This window comes from Leisingera sp. ANG-M6 (assembly GCF_000813905.1).
In the GTDB taxonomy this organism is placed as follows: Bacteria; Pseudomonadota; Alphaproteobacteria; order Rhodobacterales; family Rhodobacteraceae; genus Leisingera.
Window position 1 is genome coordinate 18,748 of the sequence record NZ_JWLG01000017.1, and the last position, 22,504, is coordinate 41,251.

Below are 22,504 nucleotides of genomic sequence, written 5' to 3' on the forward strand. Positions count from 1 at the left end.
TGGAATAGCACCATTGCAACGCGTATCTGGCATGAAGGAACAATAATCCGGAGCCACGGAAATGACCTACCAGGCGCCCATTCGCGACATCATGTTCAACATTGAACACCTGCCACCCGAGCCGGAAGGGGCCTCAACCGGCGGCATCGACCTCGCGGACATGGAGGCAGCGCTGGACGGGCTTGGGCGCTTCTGCTCAGACGTCATTGCACCGCTGTCGCGGGTCGGGGATGAGGCCGGAGCGCGGCTGAAGGGGGCAGAGGCTGTGCTGCCTGAGCCCTACTCCCAGGCCTATGCGCAATTTGCAGAGATGGGCTGGCAAAGCCTGCCGCACCCGGAAGAGTTCGGCGGCATGGGCCTGCCGCGGGCGGCTGCAGCGGCTGCGACCGAGATTTTGAATGCTTCGGACCTCAGCTTTGGCCTGTGCCCGCTGCTGACCGATGGCGCGGTGGAGGCGCTGCTGCTGACCGGATCGGATGCGCAGAAACAGAAATACCTGGAGCGGATGATCTCCGGACAATGGTCCGGCACCATGAACCTGACCGAGCCGCAAGCAGGCAGCGATCTGGGGCGGGTGCGCTGCAAGGCGGAACCGGCGGCGGGCGGCACTTTTGCGGTGTCCGGCACCAAGATCTTCATCACCTATGGTGAGCACGGGCTGACGGAGAACATCATTCACCTGGTGCTGGCCCGAACCCCGAATGCGCCGGCTGGCCCCAAGGGGCTCAGCCTGTTCATTGTGCCTAAGTTCCTGGTGGAGGAAGACGGCACGCTGGGCCGCCGCAACGCAGTCACCTGTGTCAGCCTGGAACACAAGCTGGGCGTCCGGGCCAGCCCGACCGCCGTGCTGGAATACGATGGCGCGACCGGTTTCCTGGTCGGCGAGGAGAACCGCGGGCTGGAGTATATGTTCGTGATGATGCGCGCCGCCCGCTTTGCCGTGGGTGTTCAGGGGGTTGCCGTGTCGGAGCGGGCCTGTCAGCATGCGCTGCAATACGCACAGGACCGCGTGCAAAGCCGCCCGGTGGATGGCAGCACCAAGGATGCCGCGCCGATCATCCGCCACCCGGACGTGCAGCGGATGCTGCTGCGGATGCGGGCGCTGACCGAAGGCGGGCGGGCGCTGGCGATTGCCACTGCGGGCTGGCTGGATATGGCCAAGCAGGGCAGCTCCGACGCTGAGGAAATGGCCGAGTTTCTGGTGCCGCTGGTCAAGGCCTTCTGCACCGAGCGGTCTCTGGAAGTCACCTCGCTAGGGGTGCAGGTGCACGGCGGCATGGGCTTCATCGAGGAGACCGGTGTTGCCCAGTTCTACCGCGACGCGCGGATCCTGCCGATCTATGAGGGCACAACGGCTATCCAGGCCAACGACCTTCTGGGCCGCAAGGTGCTGCGCGACGGCGGCGCAACTGCCCGCCGCTTTGCAGGGCTGGTGCAGGAGACTGAGCAGGCGTTGCAGGGCGGCGATTCCCAGGCTCAAGCCGTGGCAAAACGGCTGAGTGAGGCGCGCCAGATGTTTGAGGCCAGTTTGGCCTGGCTGCTGGAAACTGCCGGCAAGGACCCTAACGCGGCCTATGGCGGCAGCGTGCCGTTCCTGATGCTGACCGGCAACCTCGCCGCCGCCTGGCAACTGGGCCGGTCCGTCCTGGCGGCCAGCACCAAGCTGGAGCAGAACGAGGAAACTGCCTTCATGACGCAGAAGATCGCTACGGCAGTCTTCTATGCGCAGCACATCCTGGTGGAATGCGGCGCCGAACACTTGCGTATCACCGAAGGCAGTACCAGCCTGGGCGATGCCGCAGTCAACTTTTGAATACTTAACACTAGCGGCACGGCTCTGTGCTGGAAAACTAAGAAAGGGCCAACTCCATGACCCAAGCGGCAAATACGCAATCTTATGAAAACCTTGAAATCGAACAGCAAGACAATGGCGTCAGCATCGTCCGGCTGAACCGCCCCACCAAGCGCAACGCGCTGGATACCGCCACAATCGAGGAGCTGGTCACCTTCTTCAGCAATGCCCACCGCAATGGCGTGAAGGCCGTGGTGCTGGCAGGCAAGGGCGACCACTTCTGCGCAGGGCTCGATCTGGTCGAGCATTGGAAGGCTGACCGCAGCCCCGACGATTTCATGCATGTGTGCCTGCGCTGGCATGAAGCCTTCAACAAGATGGAATACGGCGGCGTTCCGGTTATCGCCGCGCTGCAGGGCGCGGTTGTCGGCGGCGGGCTGGAACTGGCCAGCGCCGCCCATATCCGGGTAATTGACCAGAGCACCTATTTCGCGCTTCCCGAGGGCCAGCGCGGTATCTTCACTGGCGGCGGCGCCACCATCCGGGTCTCTGATATGATCGGGAAATACCGGATGATCGACATGATTCTGACCGGCCGCGTCTATCAGGGGCAGGAGGCCGTCGATCTAGGCCTGGCGCAATACATCACCGAAGGTTCCAGCTTCGACAAAGCGCTGGAGCTTGCGGACAAGATTGCTGAAAACCTGCCGCTGACCAACTATGCGATCTGTTCGGCAATCAGCCATCTGAACAATATGTCCGGCATGGATGCGGCTTATGCCGAGGCAGTGGTGGCGGGCGTGGTGAACACCCAGCCCGCAGCGCGGGAACGGCTGGAGGCCTTTGCCAACAAGACCGCTGCCCGGGTGCGTCCCAACAGCTAATTCTTCGATGCGCGCCGCCAGTGGCAGGGGCAGCCTGGCGGCGCCAAAAAGCATTGTTCCCGGGGCTCCAGCCAGTGCGGCGGCTGCCCGGCCTGTTTGAAGCGCAAAAGAAAAGGGCCTAGCGAGTGATCGCTAAGCCCTTGAATTCTTTGGCTCCGGCGGTAGGGATCGAACCTACGACCAATTGATTAACAGTCAACTGCTCTACCGCTGAGCTACGCCGGAACATGTGGCGTCGTATAGGATTTCCGGCCTGCGGCGTCCAGAGGAAATTCTCATCCGGCAGCAATTTTTTTCGCTGCGCCTGGCGTCGCTCCGGCGGACGCCGCGAGGGCGATGCCGGTCCCCCATTTGTTTCCATTTCAAAGGTGGGTTGTCATCCTGTACCCCGGTGCAAAGAACAGCTTGGCCAGCGTCACCGGCTCGCCGCGCAGCCATGTAATGCGTTCGGCAGTAAAGATCGGATCGCCGGCCTGGGTGTCGAGAAATTCGGCAACGGACTGGTCGGCCTTGGTGGCCAGAAAACTCAGCTCCAGATTGGTGAATGGCACCTTTTGCACAAGCCAGTCATTGGGGCCGGAGCGGGAGAAATCCGCCTCCAGAACCTCTGGAATGCTGTCGGGCACGATCCAGCGGACTTCATACTGAAACGGCGTGTTGTCGGCATAATGCATGCATCTGAGGTGCAGCACTTCGCGGCCTTGCGGGATGTTCATCCTGGCCGACAGCCAGCCCGGCGCAGGCATGACCGCGCGCTCGACAAGAGCATACCGGTATTCTGCCCCTGTTTCCGAGATCTCATCGCGGACCAGCGGAATCGCAAACTGTGCTTTTCTGACCGGTGAATTCAGGACTCTGGTGCCGGCTTTGCGCTTGCGCTCCAGGTAGCCCTCTTCCGCCAGCTCCCGCAGCGCCCTGTTGACGGTTGTGCGGGTGCTTGAAAATTCTTCGGCGAGGTCGGTTTCGCTGGGCAGCAGGCTGTCCGGCGCCCAGATCTTGTTGTGAATCCGGTCCAGCACGACCTGCTTGATATCGCGGTAGCTCATGTTTGCACGGGGTGCGGCCATGCTGCCTCCAATAAATTTTCTTATTGCTTATATATATAGACATAATGAGCTTGGAAAGCGTGCAACCGCCGAAGGGCAGCAGCTGGAGTCTGTAAATGCAAAAAAGCCCTCAAGCGGTTGAGGCTTGAGGGCTTATTATGGCTCCGGCGGTAGGGATCGAACCTACGACCAATTGATTAACAGTCAACTGCTCTACCGCTGAGCTACGCCGGAACGGTCCGTGCCGTATAGCGTTCCCGTAAATGGGCGTCCAGAGGGCAGCGGGCACTTTTTTGAAAAAATTCAGCCCTTCGAAATCTCAAAGACTGACGATGCTGACAGGGCGCCTTGAGGCTCTGCCATGCCACGGCCTGTGAGGTCCACCAGATGGGCAAAGACGTTGCGCTCCGCGGCCTTCAGCAAGGCAGGCGGGGTGCCGGTGTATATTTGCTCCGCCAGGCTGCGGGCGGTGGCCGGCGCTTGGGCCAAAGCAGCCAGAATGGCGGTTTCGCGCGATTCCCTGTGGGCAATCAGCCAGTCGAGCCGTTCTTGCGGATTATGAATGGGCGCTCCGTGGCCCGCATGAAAGACCCGCCAGCTGCGCTGCCGCAGGCGGCGGCTGGACGCCATGAAATCGGTCAGGTCGCCATCCGGCGGCGACACCAGCGAACTGGCCCAGCCCATGACATGATCAGCGGTAAAGCAGGCGTCGTTCCAGGCCAGGGCTATGTGGTTGCCCAGGTGGCCGGGGGTGTGGATCACTTCCAAATCCCAGCCGTCGCCGCTGATGACCTCTGCATCACCCACCGTGATATCGGGGGCGAATTGCCTGTCGATGCCCTCGCCGCCGCCTGCCAGCCCTTCCTTTGCCAAACGAGACATGACGGCGCTGCGGCCTGCCTGCGGCCCGCCAAAGGCATAGACCGGCGCGCCGGTGGCCTGACTCAGGCCGCGGGCCAGCGGCGAATGGTCCAAATGGCTGTGGGTGACAATGATATGGGTGATCTGCTGGCCGGGCTGCACTGCCGCAAGGATAGCGGCAAGGTGCGCGTCAGACTCCGGCCCCGGGTCGATCACCGCCAGACCGCCGGTGCCCAAGAGATAGGTGTTGGTGCCGCGGTAGGTCATCGGCGACGGATTCGGCGCCAGGATGCGGCGCAGACCCGGCTCCAGCTCCTCGGCCAGTCCGGGTTGCGGGTTGAAGTCGTCCGGTGCCTGCATGGTGCTGCCTCATTGATGATTTCCCGGCCCGGGCAATCTTCCCTCTTTCCCCGGCGCCCTATAGGCTTAGCCCATGTTCTTCCAATGGCTCAAACGATATATGCCGCGCAGCCTTTATGCCCGGGCGGCCCTGATCCTGGTGGTGCCGATCGTGGCGCTGCAGATCGTGATCTCTGTTGTGTTCATCAAGCGCGACCTGGAGGACGTGACGGTGCAGATGACCGCAACCATCCAGCGCGAGATGGAGCTGCTGCGCCAGATCGCGGACGCAGCACCGGATCAGGAAACGGCATTGGCCCAGATCGCACCTGCGCTGCAGCCCTTGCAGATGCAGGCACGGTTTCTGCCGCCCGGTGCGCCGCTGCCGGAGGATGAATTCAGCCTGATCGAGTTTTCCGGCCGGGTGGTGCGCGAGGAGATGCAAAAGACCTTTCCCGGGTTTCTGGCGGCGCGGTTCCTGCCGGACCGGATGGTGCAGATCTATTTCGGCACTTCACACGGGCTGATGGAGTTGAGCTTTGACCGCCGCAGGCTGACTGCCGCAGCGCCGCACCAGTTGATTGTCACAATGCTGCTGTTCGGCTTTTTCATGATGATGATCTCCTTCCTCTACATGCGCAACCAGCTGCGTCCGATCAAACGGCTGGCCAACGCGGCAGAGGCATTCGGGCGCGGCCGGGCAATGCCGTACTCACCCTCCGGCGCGACAGAGGTGCGGGCCGCGGGCAGCGCCTTTCTGGACATGCGTGCCCGCATTGAACGCCAGATTGAGCAGCGCACCCTGATGCTGTCCGGGGTGAGCCATGATCTGCGCACGCCGCTGACCCGGATGAAGCTGGAACTGGCGATGCTGGACGAGGAGGATGCAGCCCCGATGCTGCGCGACGTCGACGAAATGCAGGCGCTGCTGGACGCGTTCCTGGATTTCTCCCGCGGCGCGGCGGTCAGCGAGCCAGAGCCGGTGGACCCGCAAGAGCTGGTGCGCGGGATCATCAGCGATTGGCAGCGCCAGGAGCAGCAGGTGACATTGGGCGAGATGACCGGCGAGGGGGAGGTGATGCTGCGCCGCCAGCCGATGCAGCGGGCGGTATCCAACCTGATTTCCAATGCGGTTCGCTATGGCTCCTGCGCAAGGGTTTCCGTTGCGGTGACCGACAAATCCATGCGGATCAGGGTTGAGGACGACGGGCCAGGCATCCCGGCAGAACAGCGCGGCGACGCGGTGCGGCCTTTCACCCGGCTGGATCCGGCGCGCAATCAGAACCGGGGCTCTGGAGTCGGGCTGGGGCTGGCGATCGTGGCGGATACCGCACGCGCCCACGGCGGCACCCTGCGGCTGGGCGAAAGTGCCGATCTGGGCGGGCTCAAGGCGGATATCGTCATCGCCCGCTGAAACGGCCCGTGCAGAAACAGATCTGGCGGCCGCAAACGGGACCGCCAGCATCGTTATCTCTTGGCTTTTTCAGGCCGGTGCTCCTGGCATCAGCCGCGCAGCTGGAGGTCAGGCCAACTCCTTGGATAGGGTATTAAAGCCAGTCTCAATCGCCGAAGCAGCCTTGACCAGGTTCTCGCCGCCGGAGGCAATGCTGGTCACCGCGGTGCTGAGGCCCAGGCTGCCGACCCAGATCACCCATTTGGCCCACACCGGGTCCTTGTGGCGCAGGGCGTCGACGGCCTTTTGCGAGTTGTCACGGAACTTCTCGGCTGGCTTGATGCTGACGTGATAGGCTTCGATGCTCTTGATCAGCTTGGCGGTTTCCTTGCGGGTGGCTTCCATTGCAGCAAACAGCCCGTTTAGCTTTTTGCTCTTGTAGCCCCGGTCCTTGGCCATCTTGCCCAGTTTCTTCTCGATCTCCTTGTCGAGCTTGCTCTGCTTGTCGAGAAGCTTGTTCAGTTCCTTGCCCAGTGCGGCGATTTCCAGGTCGATGTTCTTGAGCTTGGCCTTGTAGGTTTCCAGATGCTTGTCGACCCGGTTGAAACCTGCGGTTTCGATCATCAGAAAATCAGCCAGAAACTCCTTGCCGATCTCCTTGGCCTTCACCTTGGCCTTGGACTGTTTTTCATAGGCCGAAACCAGCTGTTTCAGCGCCTTCTCCAGCTCACCGTGGATCTTGACGATGTCGGAGGTCACTTTCTGCACCGCGCGCGCCACTGAAACGATGCTTTGCGCAATGCCATAGATGCTGGCGGCAATGGAAACACCGCCGGTCACCGCACCCGCCGCCAGCGAGGCAGTGGAGCCGATCGCACAGGCGCTGCCGAGCACAATCGCACTGACCACTTTGATGCGGTATTTCTTCCGGTCCTTGTTGGCCTGTTTCCACTTGTCGAAATGCTTGGTCGCGACCTGCTCAATCGACTTTTCATATTTGGCAAAGATCTTCTTGATATCGGCGTCCAGCTCTTTGCATTCCTTGTCGCTCAGCGGCATCACCGAGCCCAGGTTGTTCGCTGCATCCACCCGAAGGCAGCATTCGTTCAGCAGCTTTTTGTATTCTTTGGTGGCATCATCATACAGCTTGGCGACAAAGCGGGCGTCGGTGTCGAGTTCCTTGGCAACGCTCTTGTCGACCTCGACGGTGGCGGTGAAGTTCATGTTGCCGAGCTGAACAAATTTGGGCTTCACCTTCTTGGTGACCTCATTTTTCACGTCAGCTTTGATGATGGTGAGCTTTTCTGTCGCCATATTCCTGATGCCTCTTAAATAATCTTGCGGCGGGGGCGGCGCCTGAAAACAGTATCGAAATCGCTACGGAACAAGTAATTTGCCCTGCTCTGACGCCACCCTACCGGACGGCGGGGATTATGAAAGCAAAAAGCTTACAGCCGGGTGAAGGCGGCCTGAGAATGGCGTGATCCTGCAAGTTTCTATGGCTTGGCGCCGCCTGGCCCGATGCATCAGGCTGCGCTCCGCAGACTGGACGCAGGGTGTTGCGCCGGACCACCAATCAGCGCACGCCCGGTTTTCCGTATCTTCGTTTTTTCTGTGTATCTCTCTGGCTCAGGGGAAGCAGTCCATGAGCGCAACCTGCCTGGGAGTTACCACATGCCTCAGATTGATCCATTCACCAGTTTCTGCCGCGGCCTGGAAAGCCCGGCCACCCACCATCTGTCCATTACCCCGCAGGACGGAGTGGATCTGCCTGTCAGACCCAGGGTCCTGCGGGTGCTGGCCTCCGGCGATCTTGCCATGCGCGATGAGGCTGGAACAGTGATGACCTATGCGGTCACGGCCGGAGAAACCATCGGGTTCTCGGCGGTTGGCATCGAAGCAACCGGCACAACGGCATCTGTCGCGGGGTGGTACTGATGCTTGGGCTGGGGTTATCCGTTACCGGCACTGCACTGCAGGGGGGCACAACCCGCCCTGCCAGTGCGGGCCTGATCGGGTGGTACAGTGCCAAGGCGGCAGGAACCATCACACGCGGGGCAGGGGAGGAGGTCACTGCCGTCGGCAACCTTGTTCCCGGCGGCGCCAGCCTCGGCAAGCTGTCCGGCGGGGGACCGGTGTACGCGGCTTCAGAACCTTTGGCCGGCGGGCGCCCGGCGCTGGTCTGGCCGGATGCGGCAAATGCCAGCGGATTGGCGCTTGCAACGGACGCGCTCGTCAAGGAAGTGTTTGCAGTCATGGCCTACGCCGATGGCACGCGCGGGGCGTTTGACACATATAACACGTTGATCACCGATCTCGCAGGTCTTGATGCCAGCAGCGCCAACCGCGTTATGGGCCATGAGGGCAACCCTGGCGTTTTCACACCCTCTCTGCCGCCCGGGATGACAATCCATCTGAACGGCGGAGCGGCAACCGCCACATTGCTGCCGTTGCCGCTGTCGGTCGTGCATATCAAATCCGCAACCCCTTTTGCGCTGGCAGCTATTGGTGGGCGCAATAATGGGATCAACCGGGCGTGGCGCGGGCCCGTGTGCGAGGTGCTGGCTTATTCGGAAACAATGGATGCAGAAGCGGCCGGCCGCAATGTCCGCTATTTGAAAGAGGGTTGGGGCATTGGGTAGGCGTTTCGGGATGTGCTGCCGATGCCGGCCAGCGAGGCTGCCGCCTGCCGCGGATTAGGGGTGAAAACTGTACCGGGTACAGAGAGGCTGCAGGCGGATGACGTGGTAGGCCCGGCAGGATTCGAACCTGCAACCAAAGCGTTATGAGCGCTCTGCTCTAACCGTTGAGCTACAGGCCCGCCATGAAAATGTGGTTAGGAAATGAAGCGGAGAAGGTCAAGCGGTGATTGCAGAGGCCAAGGGCGTTTCCGTGCTCTGGGCCCCGAGCAGGGATTCCAGCCGGGCAACTGTGTGCTCAATAGTCAAATCCCGGCGCCGGTCCGGCGTGCGGCGCGAGGGATAGACAGCAAACACGTCCTTTAACGGCGCCTCATATCCGGGCAGAACCTGCTCATATTCACCGCTGGCCAGTTGTTCTTCGACCATGAAGCGGGGTGCACGGGTATACCCCGATCCGCTGCTGACGGCATGCATGATAAGGTCCGGATCGTCGGCGGTGAAGCCGACCTGCACCGGCGCAGGATACTCCTGACCGCCGCGGCGCAATGGAAAGAACCCGCGGGTCTGATCCTCGTGGTGCTGAATGAACTTGAGCCGTTTCAGCTCCTCAGGGGATTGCGGCCGGCCCTCGCGGTCCAGATAGTCGGGGGTGGCAAACAGCACCGTTTCCAGGGTTGAGATTTTGCGCCCGAAACCGTCGGTGTCGCCCAGCCGCCCGGTGCGGATCGCCAGGTCGAACCCCTCGCGCACGACATCGACCAGCCGGTCCTCCAGCCGCATCACGATGTTCAGGTCCGGGTGCTCTCGGTTCAGGTCCAGCAGCATCGGCCCGATCACGCTGCGCCCGAGAAAGGAGTTCACGCTGATCCGGAAGGTGCCGGAGACGCTGCCTTCCAGCGCGTCCACTTCGGCTGTCATGCGGTTGTAGCCGGACAGCAGGGTCTGCGCATGGCTGAAAACCAGGTCGCCCGCGCGGGTGGCGTGAATGCCCTTGGCGGTGCGGTGCAGCAACTGCTGGCCCATCAGCGCCTCCAGTTGCTTGATCTGCTGGCTGACTGCAGACTGGGTAATACCGCGGCGCTGGGCAGTGCGGTTCAGGCTGCCTTCATCGAGGGCGATAGTGAATGTCTCCAGCAGGGTCAGCTTGTCCATGGCATGCCTATAAGGGTTGCTAATAGCCGTTATCGGTTCTGCCGGGCTGTAAGCTGCGAAAATGCGGCCTTAAGTCCGGTGCACGGGAATATTTCCTGAAACAGATATTGGAGTTTCTTATGACAATCAATCGCAGGGCATTTCTGAGCGGGCTGGCAGCGGCTCCGGTGGCGGCACTGGCAAGCGGGCTCGCTGGCAGCAATTGGGCTTGGGCGGCTGAGGGTTCAGCGGCGGCTGGCCCTGTCATCCACCCGTTCAGCCTTGGGGATGCCAGGATTACGGTGCTGCTGGATGGCCATCTGCCGCTGGGAACCCAGTTGTTCAATGACTACGATGCTGCCATGGCAGAAGCGGTGCTGGCACAGGGGCTGCACCGGCTGCAGAACGATGCCCTTCAGATCCCGGTCAATGGCTACCTGGTGGAGCGCGGCGGGAAGAAGCTGCTGATCGACACCGGCACGGCGCAATTGATGGGGCCGGGCCTGGGGGCGCTGGGCGCCGGACTAGCAGCGGCAGGCGTTGCGCCGGAAAGTATTGATACTGTACTTTTGACCCATATCCACCCGGATCATTCCGGCGGGCTGATCACGCCGGACGGTGCCGCGGCCTTTGCCAATGCCGAACTGGTCGTGGCGCAGCGGGAATGGGATTTCTGGCATGACGATGCCATCATGGCCGGGGTGCCCGAGGGGAGCCGCGGCTTCTTTGAGATGGCCCGCCGATCCGTCGCGCCATATGCCGACCGCCTGCAACTGCTGCAGGGGGAGGGCGAGGCCGCACCCGGCTTCACTGCGCTGGAACTGCCGGGTCATACGCCGGGCCACACCGGCTTCATGCTGGATGCGGGCAGCGAGGGGCTGCTGTTCTGGGGCGATCTGATCCACAGCGCCGCGCTGCAGTTTGCGCTGCCGGACTGGACCATCGCCTTTGATACCGATCCGGCCCAGACCGCCCAGACCCGGCGCAAGATGATGGACCGGGCGGCGGCTGACAACCTGCTGGTTACCGGCGCGCATCTGGACTTTCCGGCGCTGGGCCGGGTGCTGCGGCAGGGAGAGGCCTTTGCGTATCAGGCAGCGCCCTGGCAATTCGGGATTTGAGACCGGCATTCCTGTGGTGAAAACCGCTCTGCTGCGCTGTCGGGGATGGCGCAGCAGATTCCCTAGTTCCCTTCTGATGCGCCTTGCGCTAAAGGCTGCGCAACCGATTTGAAGGAGCCAAATGATGACCAGCGGCAAGAACGGCCTGACCTATGCAGATGCAGGTGTGGACATTGATGCGGGCAACGCCCTGGTTGACCGGATCAAGCCGGCCGCCAAGCGCACCAACCGCCCCGGCGTGGCCAGCGGGCTGGGCGGGTTCGGCGCGCTGTTTGATCTGAAGGCTGCAGGCTACAACGATCCGATCCTGGTTGGCGCCACCGATGGTGTCGGCACCAAACTGCGGATCGCCATCGACACCGGTGTGGTGGACGGTGTTGGCATCGACCTGGTGGCGATGTGCGTCAATGACCTGGTCTGCCAGGGCGCCGAGCCGCTGTTCTTCCTCGACTATTTTGCCACCGGCAAGCTGGAAACCGACGTTGCTGCCCGCATCATCGAGGGCATCGCCGAGGGCTGCGTGCGCTCCGGCTGCGCGCTGATCGGCGGCGAGACCGCGGAAATGCCGGGCATGTACCCGGAAGGCGACTTTGACCTCGCAGGCTTTGCCGTGGGCGCGATGGAACGCGGCACCGCACTGCCCGAGGGCGTGACTGAAGGCGACGTGCTGCTGGGTCTGGCGTCTGACGGCGTGCACTCCAACGGCTATTCGCTGGTACGCAAGCTGGTTGAGGTTTCCGGCCTCGGCTGGGACGCGGACTGCCCGTTCGGAGAAGGCACCCTGGGCGCGGCACTGCTGACCCCGACCCGCCTGTACGTCAAACAGTGCCTGGCCGCGGTGCGGGCCGGAGGCGTGCATGCGCTGGCTCATATCACCGGCGGCGGGTTGACTGAGAACCTGCCGCGGGTGCTGCCCGAGGAGCTGGGCGCCGATATCGACCTGAACGCCTGGGACCTGCCGCCCGTGTTCAAGTGGATGGCCGAAACCGGCGGCATTGCCGAAGCGGAGATGCTGAAAACCTTCAACTGCGGCATCGGCATGATCCTGTCCGTTTCCGCGGACCGCGCTGACGAGCTGGTTAAAGTTCTGGAATCGGAAGGCGAGACCGTCGCCCGCCTGGGCACCGTCACTGCAGGTGCCGGCATGCGCTATTCGGGCAAGCTGCTGTGAGCCATAAGAAGGTCGCGATCCTGATATCCGGCGGCGGCTCCAACATGGTGTCGCTGCTGGAGAGCATGACCGGCGATCACCCGGCGCGGCCCTGCCTGGTTCTGTCCAACAACGCCGATGCCGGCGGGCTGGCCAAGGCCGCTGCGGCTGGTGTTGCAACTGCAGTGGTGGATCACCGCCCGTTCAAGGGCGACCGCGAGGCGTTTGAGACCGAGCTCGTGAAACCGATTTTTGAGGCCGGTGCGGACATCGTCTGCCTGGCCGGTTTCATGCGGGTGCTGACTGCAGGGTTCGTCTCGCAATTCGAGGGGCGGATGCTGAACATCCACCCCTCCTTGCTGCCGAAATACAAAGGGCTGCACACCCATGCGCGCGCGCTGGAAGCGGGCGACGCAGAGCATGGCTGCACCGTTCATGAGGTAACACCGCTGCTGGATGACGGCCCCATTCTGGGTCAGGCGCGGGTGCCGGTGCTGGCAGGTGATACGCCGGACGCGCTGGCCGCGCGGGTGCTGGAGCAGGAGCACAAGCTCTATCCGGCGGTGCTGCGCCGCTTTGCCGCGGGCGACAAGACGCCGGTTCTGCTGCCTTAACGGGTTTCCTGCACGGCCGCGCTGTTTCCGCGCCAGTCCAGCTGTTCGGCTTGCTGTTCCGGCGCCATCAGTGCGGGCAGGCCGATCAGCACCAGCAGCAATGCTGCCGCAAGCACCGGAATCAATCCTCGGGACAGCGTGAAACCACCGGTTTTGGCGGGGGAAAGATCAAGTATGGTCATCGTTAGTCCTCCTGTGACGGGTGTATCCCCAATCTAGGAGCACGGCATTCATAATGAAAATGAATGTTTGAAAGGGGTCGCATCACAAGATGTGAACTCATGTGGTGCCCGTGTGCCGGCGGCCACAGCACCGCTGGCAGAAATCTTTGCCCGGCCTCGCACCTGTTTGCATTGGCCGGGACAAGCGCGTATCACGGCCCGGTCTTACTGATAATGAAAAAGCCGTAATTGATGAAAACTCTGACCTCTACCGAAGAACTGCAGGCCTTCTGCGAAGCTGCAGCGCAGCACGCCTATGTCACGGTGGATACCGAGTTTCTGCGCGAACGGACCTATTACTCCAAGCTCTGCCTGATCCAGCTGGCCTATGCCGGGGATGGGGAGAACGACGCGGTTCTGGTTGATCCGCTGGCCGATGGCATCTCGCTGGAGCCGCTGTATGAGCTGTTCCGCAACGAGAATGTGGTCAAAGTGTTCCACGCCGCGCGCCAGGATCTGGAGATCTTCTGGGTCGACGCGCAGGTCTTTCCGAAGCCGCTGTTCGACACCCAGGTTGCGGCGATGGTCTGCGGCTTTGGCGAGCAGGCCGGATATGAGACGCTGGTGCGCAAGATCGTCAAGCAGGGGCTGGACAAGACCTCGCGCTTTACCGACTGGTCGCGCCGTCCCTTAAGCGAGGCGCAGAAAACCTATGCGCTGGCGGATGTGACCCATCTGCGCAAGATTTACGAGTTCCTTGCCGCGGAACTGGACAAAAGCGGCCGCGCCCATTGGGTGACTGAGGAACTGCAGGTGCTGACCGATCCTGCGACTTATGACATTCAGCCCCAGGACGCCTGGAAACGGGTGAAAACCCGCACCAATTCCGGTAAATTCCTGGCCGTTGTGCGTGAGCTGGCAGCCTTCCGCGAGACCTATGCGCAGTCCAACAACGTGCCGCGCAACCGGGTGTTCAAGGATGATGCGCTGGTCGAGCTGGCCTCAACCAAGCCGCGCAATCCGGGGGATCTTGGCGGCTCCCGGCTGCTGCTGCGCGAGGCGCGCAAGGGCGCGATTGCCGAGGGTATTCTGGAGGCCGTGGCCAAGGGCGTTGCCTGCCCGGCAGAGAAGCACCCGAAGATGGACCGCAGCAAGGAGAAGCTGCAGGTGAACCCGGCGCTGGCGGATCTGCTGCGGGTGCTGCTTAAGGCCAAGACAGAAGCCGAAGGCGTTGCTGCCAAGCTGATCGCGCCGAGCGCGGATCTGGATGCGATTGCCGCGGGTCTGCGCGATGTGCCGGCGCTCAGCGGCTGGCGGCGCGAGGTTTTCGGCGCCGATGCGCTGCGGCTGTGCGAGGGCAAGATCGGCCTGGCTGCCAAGGGGCAGGACGTGAGGGTGGTTGAACTCTGACTGCCCGGCCAGTGTAACAACCCAAAAAAACGCCCGCATCTGCGGGCGTTTTCTTCTTTGGGGGAGGGCTTAGCGTCGGTGGCTTTCCCGCGCGTTTGTCTCGCCGTTCACCCGCACCAGGCGGATCTCCTGCAGGTCCTGGTTCGACAGGGTGCGGGCGGCGTGCAGGGTGCGGCTGAACTCGCTGCCGGTGATTGTCGGCGCTTCCGGATAGACGATCCGGAAGTCGTAGGTCAGGACACCTTCCTCGGTGCCGTCAACCCGCCGCAGTTCAACGTCAAATGCGCCCTGGCGCGCAGCGACACCGGTAGCGTGGATGATAGCGCCCGTGCTGGTCCGCTCAATCTCCAGGCTGTCGATCCGGCTGATCAGGACGCTTTTGTCCTCGGGCGGTTTCTTGGCAAAAATGCCGCGCGCATTGCTGTCTTGCGGCAGCAGCGGATTGACGTTCTCCGCCACTTCCACCTCTGCCGGTTCCGAGCTGCCAAACCAGTTGGAGGGGTTCAGCCGTGAATCCCGCCAGCCGCACGCTGAAAGCACCAGCGCGCAGGCCAAAGTAAGAGCCAATGGTTTATGCATCTGTCCCCGCCCATTCAAAATGTCTTTGCAACGGATTACCCGATTGGCTGCAGCTTGAAAAGCGGTTGAAAAGGGGCGGGCAGGGGCTTAGGTGCTGATCTGCACCGGATGCGGGTTTTGAGGATAGACGGACGATGGCCACTGCCGCCTTTGAAGAGATCGTGGAAGACTTCGAGTTCATGGAGGACTGGGAGGACCGCTACCGCCATGTGATCGACCTCGGCAAGGCGATGGAACCGCTGGACGATGCGCTGAAGGTGCCTGCGACCAAGGTCGACGGCTGCGCCAGCCAGGTGTGGCTGCATGCCACCATCGAAGGCGGTGAGTTCCGGTTCGACGGCGACAGTGACGCGATGATCGTGCGCGGCCTGATTGCGGTGCTGCGCTGCCTCTACAACGGGCTGCCGGTGGCCGAAGTCGCGGCAGTGGATGCCAAGGCAGAGCTGGGGCGGCTGGGGCTGAATGAACACCTGTCCTCGCAACGGTCCAACGGTCTGCGGGCGATGATCGAGCGGGTCCGCGAAACAGCGATGGCGCAGGCCTGAAGCGGGGCGAGGGGCCGGCCCCTCGCGCTCCCCGGAGTATTTCTGGAAAGATGAAAGGGGCTACCTGGCCCAGTTCGTCATGGCGGTTTCGAGGTCGCCATATCCGGTGTGGCGGTGTTCAAACGCCAGGCCCATCCGGTCTGCGCATTCGCGGGCCTTTTCCACCAGTTTTGGATCGCTTATCTGCGACTGATAGACCAGCTTGGTGTAATTGCCGAACACCATGTCCCGCAGCTCCGGGTTCTTGTCCAGGCCCATCGGGCGCCAGACAAAGGCGTCGAACTGCTTGACCAGAAAATCGGTGAGGTAAAAGGCTGTGATTTCTCCTTCTTCCGAGTGGCGGGCAAAAGTCTCATTACCCTCAAAGAAGGAATAGCAATGCGGGCCTGCGACCATCTCAACGCCCAGCTCCGCGCATTTTCGCTCCAGCGCGCCGCCGGTGCCGCAGTCGGCATAAACCACGAAGATCTTGTCATAGACCGCTGAATGCTTGGCCACGGCGCCGTCAACGGCGTCAACGATCTGTTCCGGGTAGAGGTGCAGTTTGGCAGGCAGGCAGGTGAGGTCGATGTGATCCATGCCGTTTGCGTCCTTGATGGCAAGGATCTCGCGCGCCAGCGCGCCGCAGGCGATCAGCAGGATGCGGCCAGTCTTCTTTTCGGGCGCGGCCAAGCCCTGTTCGGTGAGGGAGCTTTCCTCAAGCGTCCGCCCGGTGGGGGGGCGGAAGGCAGCCCGCTCTGTCAAGCGGGCTGCACGTCCTTTGCGTGCCAAATCAGGCGCTCATCGAGTTGTGCTTGCGCGCAACGAAGTCCTTGGCCATTTCCACGGCCACGGCTGCGTCACGGCAGTAGCCGTCGGCGCCGATTGCCTTGCCGAACTCTTCGTTCAGCGGCGCGCCGCCAACCAGCACGATGTAGTCGTCGCGCAGCCCTTGCTCGACCATGGTGTCAATCACCACCTTCATGTAGGGCATGGTGGTGGTCAGCAGAGCCGACATGCCGAGGATGTCCGGCTTGTGCTCTTCCAGCGATTCCAGGTAGTTCTCGACCGGGTTGTTGATGCCGATGTCGACAACTTCGAAGCCCGCGCCTTCCATCATCATGGACACCAGGTTCTTGCCGATGTCGTGGATGTCGCCCTTGACGGTGCCGATGACCATGGAGCCAACGCGCGGGGCGCCGGTTTCGGCCAGCAGCGGCTTCAGGATGGCCATGCCGCCCTTCATCGCGTTTGCCGCCAGCAGCACTTCGGGAACGAACAGGATGCCGTCGCGGAAGTCTGCGCCGACGATGGTCATGCCGCCAACCAGTGCCTTGGTCAGGATGTCGTAGGGCGTCCATTTGCGCTCGAGAAGGATGTTCACGCCTTCTTCGATTTCCTCTTTGAGACCATCATAGAGGTCGTCAAACATCTGCTGAACAAGTTCCTCGTCATCGAGTTCCGAGAGGATGATGTCTTCTTCGTCCGACATGCGCCTAATCCTTGCTGACGGGGGAATCCCCGGTGTTGGCCTATTTCTGAGGCTTTTGTGACAGAATGCTGTTTGCGAACTGCATTATTTGCGACACTGCCGCGTTTCTAACCGACGTATAGAGACAAATCCGGCGCAAGAATAATGAAGATTCCACATGGAAATCTTCGATTTTGCCCATTTGTTCTTTATTTGTTCTCTTGGGGCGGTTATTTTGCGTCCATGCCGCCGGAAATTACGCCACACACCTTGCGCCGCAAAACACGCGCCAGCCTCAGCAATGCGGCAGGCCGGTTCGATATGGCGCGGGAGGATGTGGATGACGGTTGGTTTCAGGACGTGCCGGACGCGGTGATTCCCACTGAAGTGCGTCTCGAGACGGCGCGCTCGCTGATCACCTACAACCGTTCACCCGATCTGCCGTTTGACCGGTCCATCAATCCCTACCGCGGCTGCGAGCATGGCTGCATCTACTGTTTTGCGCGGCCGACACATGCTTATCTGGGGCTGTCGCCTGGGATGGATTTTGAGACCCGGCTGATCGCACGCCCAAATGCTGCAGCGGTTCTGCGCAAGGAACTGTCGGCGCCGCGCTACAGGGTGGCCGCGATTGCGCTTGGCACCAATACGGATCCCTATCAGCCGTGCGAGCGGGATCTGCGCATTTCGCGCGCGTGCCTGGAGGTGCTGCGCGACTTCAACCACCCGGTGGCCATTGTGACCAAGGGCGCCATGGTGGAGCGGGACCTGGACATCCTGGCGCCGATGGCGGCCAAGGGGCTGGTAAGAGTGGGGATTTCCGTCACCACGCTGGACCCGGATCTGTCCCGCCGGATGGAGCCGCGGGCGCCGCTGCCCGCCCGCCGGCTGGCGGCGATCCGGCGTCTGACGGAGGCCGGGGTGCCAGTGCGGGTGATGACTTCGCCTGTGGTGCCGGGGCTGACGGATCATGAGCTGGAGGCGCTGCTGGCCGCCGGGGCAGAGGCGGGCGCGGATGCTGCCAGCTGGATCATGCTGCGGCTGCCGCGGGAGGTGTCGGAACTGTGGCAGGAATGGCTGGCCGAGCATGAGCCGGGCCGGGCGGCCAAGGTGATGGCGCGGCTGAGGGAAATGCACGGCGGGCGCGATTATGACCCGCGCTGGGGCCACCGGATGCGGGGCGAGGGGCGTTATGCCGAGATGATCGCGCAGCGGTTCAAGGCCGCCTGCAAGCGGCTGGGCCTGCAGGAGCGGACTGGACCGCTGCGCAGCGATCTGTTTGCCCGGCCGCCGCAGCCAGGCGACCAGCTGGCGCTGTTCTGACCGGCTCTTGATCAGCAGGCGCTGCGTTTTTGTGGTATGCTTGGGCCCTTCATGACGGAAAGGAAGGTTCCCAATGACCACTGTTGCTATGAAAGCGCGTGTCACGGGACGCGTGCAAGGCGTGGCCTTCCGCACCTGGGCGCGGGCGGAGGCGCTGCGCCACGGGCTGACGGGCTGGGTCCGCAATGAACCTGATGGATCGGTCCGGGCCTTGCTGATGGGGCCGTCGGACAGCGTCGCGGATATGGTGCGCCACATGGGCCGCGGCCCCGGTGCTGCTTCGGTCAAGGATGTTCTGACGGAACGGACCGATCCGGACCCGGGGATCAGCGGGTTTAGTATCACCGGATAGGCCAGGCCCGCGGGAAAAATTTGGCGCCGCGTTTTAAAAACGCGGCGCCATACGTCATTCCGATGACTGCTGCAGGGTCAGGCGCGGCGGCGTCCGCGGCGTCCGCGGCGCTCGCCGCCAGCGTTCGCATCCTCGCCGGTGCCATCGCTTTCAGAGGTGAAGGGGCCAAGCACCTCGACGATTTTCTCCAGGGCCGGAGCGTCGCCGCGGGGGCGGCTGTCCAGTGCGTCGCGCATGGAGCGCAGATGCGCCGGCATGGTGCCGCAGCAGCCGCCGATGATCTTGGCACCGGAATCGCGCGCCATCACCGCATACTCACCCATCAGTTCCGGGGTGCCATCGTAATGGATGTGGCCGTCGACATATTTCGGAATGCCGGCGTTGCCCTTGGAAATAATCGGGCGATCAGTGCCTTGTGCGGCGAAGCCGAGCACGGTGCGCAGGATGTCGGAAGCGCCGGTGCCGCAGTTGGCGCCAAAGGCCAAGGGAGCGTTTTCGAACTCTTCCACCAGCTGCGCCAGGTCTGAGGAGGTCACCCCCATCATGGTGCGGCCCGCGGTGTCAAAGCTCATGGTGCCGCACCAGGGCATGTCCGCCAGCTTGAAAGCCTCTGCTGCGGCGCGGAATTCTTCCGGGGCGGAAATGGTTTCCAGCCACAGCACATCGGCGCCGCCTTCCTTGAGGGCATCGGCCTGCTCGTGGAACATCTCAACCGCCAGGGCGTGGGACATCTCGCCGACCGGTTCGAAGATTTCGCCGGTTGGGCCGACGGAGCCGGCGACGGCGATCTTGCGTTCCGCCTTGTCGGAAACCTCACGGCCCAGTTCGGCAGCGATGCGGTTCAGCTCGCGCACCCGGCCCTGCGCGTCATGCAGTTTCAGGCGCGCGGCGGTGCCGCCAAAGCTGTTGGTCAGGAACAGATCGCTGCCGGCATCCACCGACCCCTGGTAAAGCGCCAGGATTTTCTTGGGTTCATCGACGTTCCACAGCTCTGGCGCGTCGCCGGACTGCAGGCCCATGGCGAACAGGTTGGTGCCGGTCGCGCCATCCGCCAGCAGCACGTCTTTTGTTTCCAGAAGCTGTTTGAAAGTGTTTGTCATCGGTTGAGTCCCGTGTCAGCGGGCCGCCCCGGCGGACCGGGCGGCAAATTGGTCTGCTTCCCCTCTCTCACGCCGGGCGGGCAAGGGCAATTTCATTTTCTTCATCTTCATTATGAGAGTGCTGCCCGGCTGCCGCAAAGCCGCAGGCACAGGGGCGAATGCGGCGTGGCGCCACGAATTACGCAACACACCGCGCGGAAAGTTCCGCAGGGGCAGTAAAGAAAATGGCGGAAACAGCCGTTGGCAGGCTTCAGTCTGCCTCGCTCAGGATCTGGTCCTTGGCCTGCGGCAGCAGTTCCGCGCGTTTCGCCCGGATTTCATCGGCAGAGGCTTTTCCTTCCAGCTCGCCTTCCAATTTGCGCACCACGTCTTCGTGGCCGGCTTCTTCCAGATCGGCTGCAACAACCGTTCCCGCAAAGGACTCTGCATCCTTGCCGCTCAGCCCCAACAGCTCTGCGGCCCACAGGCCCAGCAGCTTGTTGCAGCGCGCCTGCGCATTGAACTGCATCTCCTCATCATGCGCGAACTTCGCTTCAAAGGCCTGCTCACGCTCGTCAAATGTCGTCATATCGCGTCCTCGTTTAACCTGTTGCACCCCTCTGTATGATAGGAGCATGATCCCGGTGCAGGGCAAGAAAAAACTGTTCCTTGCAAGGCCCTTGTGCTGCGGTGGGCAAGGTTCCGGGGGCTGCGCTGCGTCCCCGGGGGAAGGGAACGTCTTTCTGCGGGCAGGGGCGGCGTTCACCTCAGCCGTGCAGCACGCTTGCGGCTGAGGCCCCCTTGCACTATGAGAGCGGCACATCGCAGGGCCGGATTCCCGGCATTGACCCGAAAGGTTCCCAATGGCGCGTCGCAAGAAGATTTACGAAGGCAAGGCCAAGACTTTGTATGAGGGCCCCGAGCCCGGCACCATCGTGCAGTACTTCAAGGATGACGCCACCGCCTTCAACGCTGAAAAACACGACGTGATCGAGGGCAAGGGTGTCCTGAACAACATCCTGAGCGAGTTCTTCATGCTGGGGCTGGCGCAGATCGGCGTGCCGACCCATTTCCTGAAGCGCCTCAACATGCGCGAGCAGCTGGTGCGCAGCTGCGAAATCATTCCGCTGGAAGTGATCGTGCGCAACTATGCGGCCGGTTCGATCTCCAAGCGCCTGGGCATTGACGAAGGCACCCAGCTGCCGCGTCCGGTTGTGGAATACTGCTACAAGGACGACGCCCTGGGTGACCCGCTGGTCACCGAAGAGCACATCGCCGCCTTTGGCTGGGCCAGCCAGCAGGACATGGACGACATCCTGAGCCTGGCGCTGCGCGTGAATGACTTCCTGTCCGGTGTATTCCTGGCTGTGGGCATCCGTTTGGTCGACTTCAAGATCGAGATCGGCCGGATTTACGAGGGCGACTTCCAGCGCCTGGTGATCGCCGATGAGATCAGCCCGGACAGCTGCCGCCTGTGGGACATCAACACCGGCCAGAAGCTGGACAAGGATGTGTTCCGCCGCGATCTGGGCAGCCTGACCGACGCCTACAGCGAAGTGGCACGCCGTTTGGGCGTGATGCCGAACAATCCGCCTGCGCCGGGCAAACCGACGCTGGTGAACTGAGATAGGGACCCGCAGCGCCTGCCGCGCCGCGGGTCTTTGAGTATATTTGGAAAGATGAAGCCCGGCAGGGCTTCGCCATCGAAAACCTGAGGGATGATGCGATGAAGGCACGGGTGCATGTGATGCTGAAGAACGGGGTTCTGGATCCGCAGGGCGAGGCTGTGCGCCACGCGCTTGGCGCTCTGGGCTTTGACAAGGTCGAAGGCGTGCGTCAGGGCAAGGTGATTGACCTGGATCTGGCCGAAGGCGCCACCGAGGCCGATGTGACCGCCATGTGCGAGAAGCTGCTGGCCAACACCGTGATCGAATCCTACAGCATCGAGATGGCCTGATGAAGGCGGCGGTAGTAGTCTTCCCGGGTTCGAACTGCGACCGCGATCTGGCGGTGGCGTTTGAACAGGCCGGTTTCGACGTGTCGATGGTCTGGCACAAGGACAGCGCGCTGCCCGAGGGCGTGGACATCGTCGGCGTGCCGGGCGGGTTTTCCTATGGCGATTACCTGCGCTGCGGCGCCATCGCGGCGCAATCGCCGATCTGCAAGGCGGTGATCGAGCATGCGGACCGCGGCGGCTATGCCATTGGCGTTTGCAACGGCTTTCAGATCCTGACCGAAACCGGCGTTCTGCCGGGCGCACTGCTGCGCAATGCGGGGCTGAAGTACATCTGCCGCACCGTGAACCTGAAGGTGACAACGTCCGAGAGCGTCTTTACCCAAGGTTACAACGCCGGTGATGTGATCGGCGTGCCGATTGCCCACCACGACGGCAACTACTTTGCCGATGCGGACACGGTGAAGGCACTGCAGGACCAGGACCGGGTGGCCTTTACCTATGAGGACAACCCCAACGGGTCTGTTGCGGATATCGCGGGCATTCTGTCGGAAAACCGCCGTGTTCTCGGCATGATGCCGCACCCGGAACGGGCGGCGGACGAGGGCCATGGCGGCACCGACGGCGCGGCAGTCTTCCGCGCATTGGCGGGAATGGTCACCGCTGCGTGACTTGAGG

General features: G+C 62.4%; 25 protein-coding genes and 3 tRNA genes. 15 read left to right on the forward strand and 13 right to left on the reverse strand.

What is annotated here, in order from left to right:
* The first annotated feature begins 61 nt into the window (after positions 1-61).
* Positions 62-1,813, forward strand: a complete 1,752-nt coding sequence (locus RA24_RS15165) for an acyl-CoA dehydrogenase (protein ID WP_039192650.1) — start codon at positions 62-64, stop codon at positions 1,811-1,813.
* Positions 1,814-1,869: 56 nt separating this feature from the next.
* On the forward strand, positions 1,870-2,676 hold the full coding sequence (gene dmdD, locus RA24_RS15170; RefSeq protein ID WP_019298514.1) for a methylthioacryloyl-CoA hydratase: 807 nt from the start codon (positions 1,870-1,872) through the stop codon (positions 2,674-2,676).
* Between the two features lie 150 nt (positions 2,677-2,826).
* Here the strand turns inward: dmdD and RA24_RS15175 are convergent.
* From RA24_RS15175 to RA24_RS15190, 4 genes are all read right to left on the reverse strand, one after another.
* Positions 2,827-2,901: transfer RNA gene (locus RA24_RS15175), tRNA-Asn, on the reverse strand.
* Between the two features lie 137 nt (positions 2,902-3,038).
* Positions 3,039-3,743 (reverse strand): GntR family transcriptional regulator, encoded by a 705-nt coding sequence (locus RA24_RS15180; protein ID WP_029205094.1) that lies wholly within the window; start codon positions 3,741-3,743, stop codon positions 3,039-3,041.
* 138 nt (positions 3,744-3,881) lie between these two features.
* A tRNA-Asn gene (locus tag RA24_RS15185) sits at positions 3,882-3,956 on the reverse strand.
* Between the two features lie 69 nt (positions 3,957-4,025).
* A complete protein-coding gene (locus tag RA24_RS15190) occupies positions 4,026-4,943 on the reverse strand; it encodes an MBL fold metallo-hydrolase (RefSeq protein ID WP_019297440.1) in 918 nt (305 codons plus the stop codon).
* 73 nt (positions 4,944-5,016) lie between these two features.
* Here RA24_RS15190 and RA24_RS15195 point away from each other — a divergent pair, with 73 nt between their 5' ends.
* Positions 5,017-6,336 (forward strand): ATP-binding protein, encoded by a 1,320-nt coding sequence (locus RA24_RS15195; RefSeq protein ID WP_019297441.1) that lies wholly within the window; start codon positions 5,017-5,019, stop codon positions 6,334-6,336.
* Between the two features lie 108 nt (positions 6,337-6,444).
* Here the strand turns inward: RA24_RS15195 and RA24_RS15200 are convergent, their stop codons facing one another.
* A complete protein-coding gene (locus RA24_RS15200) occupies positions 6,445-7,629 on the reverse strand; it encodes a hypothetical protein (RefSeq protein ID WP_039192653.1) in 1,185 nt (394 codons plus the stop codon).
* 360 nt (positions 7,630-7,989) lie between these two features.
* On the opposite strand from RA24_RS15200, the gene RA24_RS15205 reads away from it, so the two are divergent.
* Together RA24_RS15205 and RA24_RS22810 are read left to right on the forward strand one after the other, a co-directional pair.
* Positions 7,990-8,253, forward strand: coding sequence for a spike base protein, RCAP_Rcc01079 family (locus tag RA24_RS15205; protein ID WP_039192656.1), 264 nt, complete (start codon positions 7,990-7,992; stop codon positions 8,251-8,253).
* A 272-nt stretch (positions 8,254-8,525) separates the two neighbouring features.
* Positions 8,526-8,957 carry a hypothetical protein gene (locus RA24_RS22810; RefSeq protein ID WP_241480952.1) on the forward strand — a complete coding sequence of 144 codons (432 nt, stop codon included), beginning with the start codon at positions 8,526-8,528 and terminating at the stop codon, positions 8,955-8,957.
* 103 nt (positions 8,958-9,060) lie between these two features.
* Here the strand turns inward: RA24_RS22810 and RA24_RS15215 are convergent.
* Both RA24_RS15215 and RA24_RS15220 read right to left on the reverse strand, forming a co-directional pair.
* Positions 9,061-9,136: transfer RNA gene (locus RA24_RS15215), tRNA-Ile, on the reverse strand.
* A gap of 37 nt (positions 9,137-9,173) precedes the next feature.
* On the reverse strand, positions 9,174-10,109 hold the full coding sequence (locus tag RA24_RS15220) for a LysR family transcriptional regulator (protein ID WP_052269608.1): 936 nt from the start codon (positions 10,107-10,109) through the stop codon (positions 9,174-9,176).
* 119 nt (positions 10,110-10,228) lie between these two features.
* Here RA24_RS15220 and RA24_RS15225 point away from each other — a divergent pair, with 119 nt between their 5' ends.
* The 3 genes from RA24_RS15225 to purN all read left to right on the forward strand — a co-directional run bounded on the left by RA24_RS15225 (position 10,229) and on the right by purN (position 12,973).
* A complete protein-coding gene (locus RA24_RS15225) occupies positions 10,229-11,209 on the forward strand; it encodes an MBL fold metallo-hydrolase (protein WP_039192663.1) in 981 nt (326 codons plus the stop codon).
* 124 nt (positions 11,210-11,333) lie between these two features.
* Positions 11,334-12,380, forward strand: coding sequence for a phosphoribosylformylglycinamidine cyclo-ligase (purM, locus tag RA24_RS15230; RefSeq protein WP_039193042.1), 1,047 nt, complete (start codon positions 11,334-11,336; stop codon positions 12,378-12,380).
* Positions 12,377-12,973: a phosphoribosylglycinamide formyltransferase gene (gene purN, locus RA24_RS15235; protein ID WP_039170749.1), complete on the forward strand. Its 597-nt coding sequence runs from the start codon at positions 12,377-12,379 to the stop codon at positions 12,971-12,973. The genes purM and purN overlap by 4 nt, the downstream gene beginning before the upstream one ends.
* Here the strand turns inward: purN and RA24_RS15240 are convergent.
* Positions 12,970-13,155 (reverse strand): hypothetical protein, encoded by a 186-nt coding sequence (locus RA24_RS15240; RefSeq protein ID WP_039192667.1) that lies wholly within the window; start codon positions 13,153-13,155, stop codon positions 12,970-12,972. The genes purN and RA24_RS15240 overlap by 4 nt on opposite strands.
* A gap of 231 nt (positions 13,156-13,386) precedes the next feature.
* Here RA24_RS15240 and rnd point away from each other — a divergent pair, with 231 nt between their 5' ends.
* Positions 13,387-14,544, forward strand: coding sequence for a ribonuclease D (gene rnd / locus RA24_RS15245; protein ID WP_039192669.1), 1,158 nt, complete (start codon positions 13,387-13,389; stop codon positions 14,542-14,544).
* 69 nt (positions 14,545-14,613) lie between these two features.
* Here rnd and RA24_RS15250 read toward each other — a convergent pair whose 3' ends face one another.
* Complete coding sequence (locus RA24_RS15250; protein WP_039192672.1) at positions 14,614-15,123, reverse strand: hypothetical protein; 510 nt, start codon at positions 15,121-15,123, stop codon at positions 14,614-14,616.
* Between the two features lie 134 nt (positions 15,124-15,257).
* Between RA24_RS15250 and RA24_RS15255 the strand changes: the two genes are divergently transcribed.
* Positions 15,258-15,668: a SufE family protein gene (locus RA24_RS15255; protein WP_019297452.1), complete on the forward strand. Its 411-nt coding sequence runs from the start codon at positions 15,258-15,260 to the stop codon at positions 15,666-15,668.
* A gap of 60 nt (positions 15,669-15,728) precedes the next feature.
* On the opposite strand, the gene RA24_RS15260 is transcribed toward RA24_RS15255, so the two are convergent.
* Both RA24_RS15260 and RA24_RS15265 read right to left on the reverse strand, forming a co-directional pair.
* Entirely contained in the window at positions 15,729-16,439 is a 711-nt protein-coding gene (locus tag RA24_RS15260; protein WP_039145679.1) for a DUF1638 domain-containing protein, read from the reverse strand.
* Position 16,440: 1 nt separating this feature from the next.
* Positions 16,441-17,139 carry a corrinoid protein gene (locus RA24_RS15265; protein WP_019297454.1) on the reverse strand — a complete coding sequence of 233 codons (699 nt, stop codon included), beginning with the start codon at positions 17,137-17,139 and terminating at the stop codon, positions 16,441-16,443.
* Positions 17,140-17,361: 222 nt separating this feature from the next.
* Between RA24_RS15265 and RA24_RS15270 the strand changes: the two genes are divergently transcribed.
* Together RA24_RS15270 and RA24_RS15275 are read left to right on the forward strand one after the other, a co-directional pair.
* A complete protein-coding gene (locus RA24_RS15270) occupies positions 17,362-18,441 on the forward strand; it encodes a PA0069 family radical SAM protein (protein WP_039193045.1) in 1,080 nt (359 codons plus the stop codon).
* Positions 18,442-18,514: 73 nt separating this feature from the next.
* Complete coding sequence (locus RA24_RS15275) at positions 18,515-18,793, forward strand: acylphosphatase (RefSeq protein WP_019297456.1); 279 nt, start codon at positions 18,515-18,517, stop codon at positions 18,791-18,793.
* Positions 18,794-18,870: 77 nt separating this feature from the next.
* On the opposite strand, the gene bmt is transcribed toward RA24_RS15275, so the two are convergent.
* Both bmt and RA24_RS15285 read right to left on the reverse strand, forming a co-directional pair.
* The gene (gene bmt / locus RA24_RS15280) at positions 18,871-19,893 is read right to left on the reverse strand and encodes a betaine--homocysteine S-methyltransferase (RefSeq protein ID WP_039192674.1); all 1,023 of its coding nucleotides are present in this window, start codon (positions 19,891-19,893) and stop codon (positions 18,871-18,873) included.
* 250 nt (positions 19,894-20,143) lie between these two features.
* Complete coding sequence (locus tag RA24_RS15285; protein WP_019297458.1) at positions 20,144-20,461, reverse strand: DUF1476 domain-containing protein; 318 nt, start codon at positions 20,459-20,461, stop codon at positions 20,144-20,146.
* A 274-nt stretch (positions 20,462-20,735) separates the two neighbouring features.
* Here RA24_RS15285 and purC point away from each other — a divergent pair, with 274 nt between their 5' ends.
* The 3 genes from purC to purQ all read left to right on the forward strand — a co-directional run bounded on the left by purC (position 20,736) and on the right by purQ (position 22,497).
* On the forward strand, positions 20,736-21,497 hold the full coding sequence (gene purC / locus RA24_RS15290) for a phosphoribosylaminoimidazolesuccinocarboxamide synthase (RefSeq protein ID WP_039145684.1): 762 nt from the start codon (positions 20,736-20,738) through the stop codon (positions 21,495-21,497).
* A 101-nt stretch (positions 21,498-21,598) separates the two neighbouring features.
* On the forward strand, positions 21,599-21,829 hold the full coding sequence (purS, locus tag RA24_RS15295; RefSeq protein WP_019297460.1) for a phosphoribosylformylglycinamidine synthase subunit PurS: 231 nt from the start codon (positions 21,599-21,601) through the stop codon (positions 21,827-21,829).
* Positions 21,829-22,497 carry a phosphoribosylformylglycinamidine synthase subunit PurQ gene (gene purQ, locus RA24_RS15300; RefSeq protein ID WP_039192676.1) on the forward strand — a complete coding sequence of 223 codons (669 nt, stop codon included), beginning with the start codon at positions 21,829-21,831 and terminating at the stop codon, positions 22,495-22,497. Before purS ends, purQ begins: the two co-directional genes overlap by 1 nt.
* Positions 22,498-22,504: the final 7 nt, after the last annotated feature.

Bases quoted from the DNA above. Each gene is read 5' to 3' on its own strand.
- RA24_RS15165 (WP_039192650.1), top strand. From the start codon at position 62: ATGACCTACCAGGCGCCCATTCGCGACATCATGTTCAACATTGAACAC.
- dmdD (WP_019298514.1), top strand. From the start codon at position 1,870: ATGACCCAAGCGGCAAATACGCAATCTTATGAAAACCTTGAAATCGAA.
- RA24_RS15180 (WP_029205094.1), bottom strand. From the start codon at position 3,743: ATGGCCGCACCCCGTGCAAACATGAGCTACCGCGATATCAAGCAGGTC.
- RA24_RS15190 (WP_019297440.1), bottom strand. From the start codon at position 4,943: ATGCAGGCACCGGACGACTTCAACCCGCAACCCGGACTGGCCGAGGAG.
- RA24_RS15195 (WP_019297441.1), top strand. From the start codon at position 5,017: ATGTTCTTCCAATGGCTCAAACGATATATGCCGCGCAGCCTTTATGCC.
- RA24_RS15200 (WP_039192653.1), bottom strand. From the start codon at position 7,629: ATGGCGACAGAAAAGCTCACCATCATCAAAGCTGACGTGAAAAATGAG.
- RA24_RS15205 (WP_039192656.1), top strand. From the start codon at position 7,990: ATGCCTCAGATTGATCCATTCACCAGTTTCTGCCGCGGCCTGGAAAGC.
- RA24_RS15220 (WP_052269608.1), bottom strand. From the start codon at position 10,109: ATGGACAAGCTGACCCTGCTGGAGACATTCACTATCGCCCTCGATGAA.
- RA24_RS15225 (WP_039192663.1), top strand. From the start codon at position 10,229: ATGACAATCAATCGCAGGGCATTTCTGAGCGGGCTGGCAGCGGCTCCG.
- purM (WP_039193042.1), top strand. From the start codon at position 11,334: ATGACCAGCGGCAAGAACGGCCTGACCTATGCAGATGCAGGTGTGGAC.
- RA24_RS15240 (WP_039192667.1), bottom strand. From the start codon at position 13,155: ATGACCATACTTGATCTTTCCCCCGCCAAAACCGGTGGTTTCACGCTG.
- rnd (WP_039192669.1), top strand. From the start codon at position 13,387: ATGAAAACTCTGACCTCTACCGAAGAACTGCAGGCCTTCTGCGAAGCT.
- RA24_RS15250 (WP_039192672.1), bottom strand. From the start codon at position 15,123: ATGCATAAACCATTGGCTCTTACTTTGGCCTGCGCGCTGGTGCTTTCA.
- RA24_RS15255 (WP_019297452.1), top strand. From the start codon at position 15,258: ATGGCCACTGCCGCCTTTGAAGAGATCGTGGAAGACTTCGAGTTCATG.
- RA24_RS15265 (WP_019297454.1), bottom strand. From the start codon at position 17,139: ATGTCGGACGAAGAAGACATCATCCTCTCGGAACTCGATGACGAGGAA.
- RA24_RS15270 (WP_039193045.1), top strand. From the start codon at position 17,362: ATGCCGCCGGAAATTACGCCACACACCTTGCGCCGCAAAACACGCGCC.
- RA24_RS15275 (WP_019297456.1), top strand. From the start codon at position 18,515: ATGACCACTGTTGCTATGAAAGCGCGTGTCACGGGACGCGTGCAAGGC.
- bmt (WP_039192674.1), bottom strand. From the start codon at position 19,893: ATGACAAACACTTTCAAACAGCTTCTGGAAACAAAAGACGTGCTGCTG.
- RA24_RS15285 (WP_019297458.1), bottom strand. From the start codon at position 20,461: ATGACGACATTTGACGAGCGTGAGCAGGCCTTTGAAGCGAAGTTCGCG.
- purC (WP_039145684.1), top strand. From the start codon at position 20,736: ATGGCGCGTCGCAAGAAGATTTACGAAGGCAAGGCCAAGACTTTGTAT.
- purS (WP_019297460.1), top strand. From the start codon at position 21,599: ATGAAGGCACGGGTGCATGTGATGCTGAAGAACGGGGTTCTGGATCCG.
- purQ (WP_039192676.1), top strand. From the start codon at position 21,829: ATGAAGGCGGCGGTAGTAGTCTTCCCGGGTTCGAACTGCGACCGCGAT.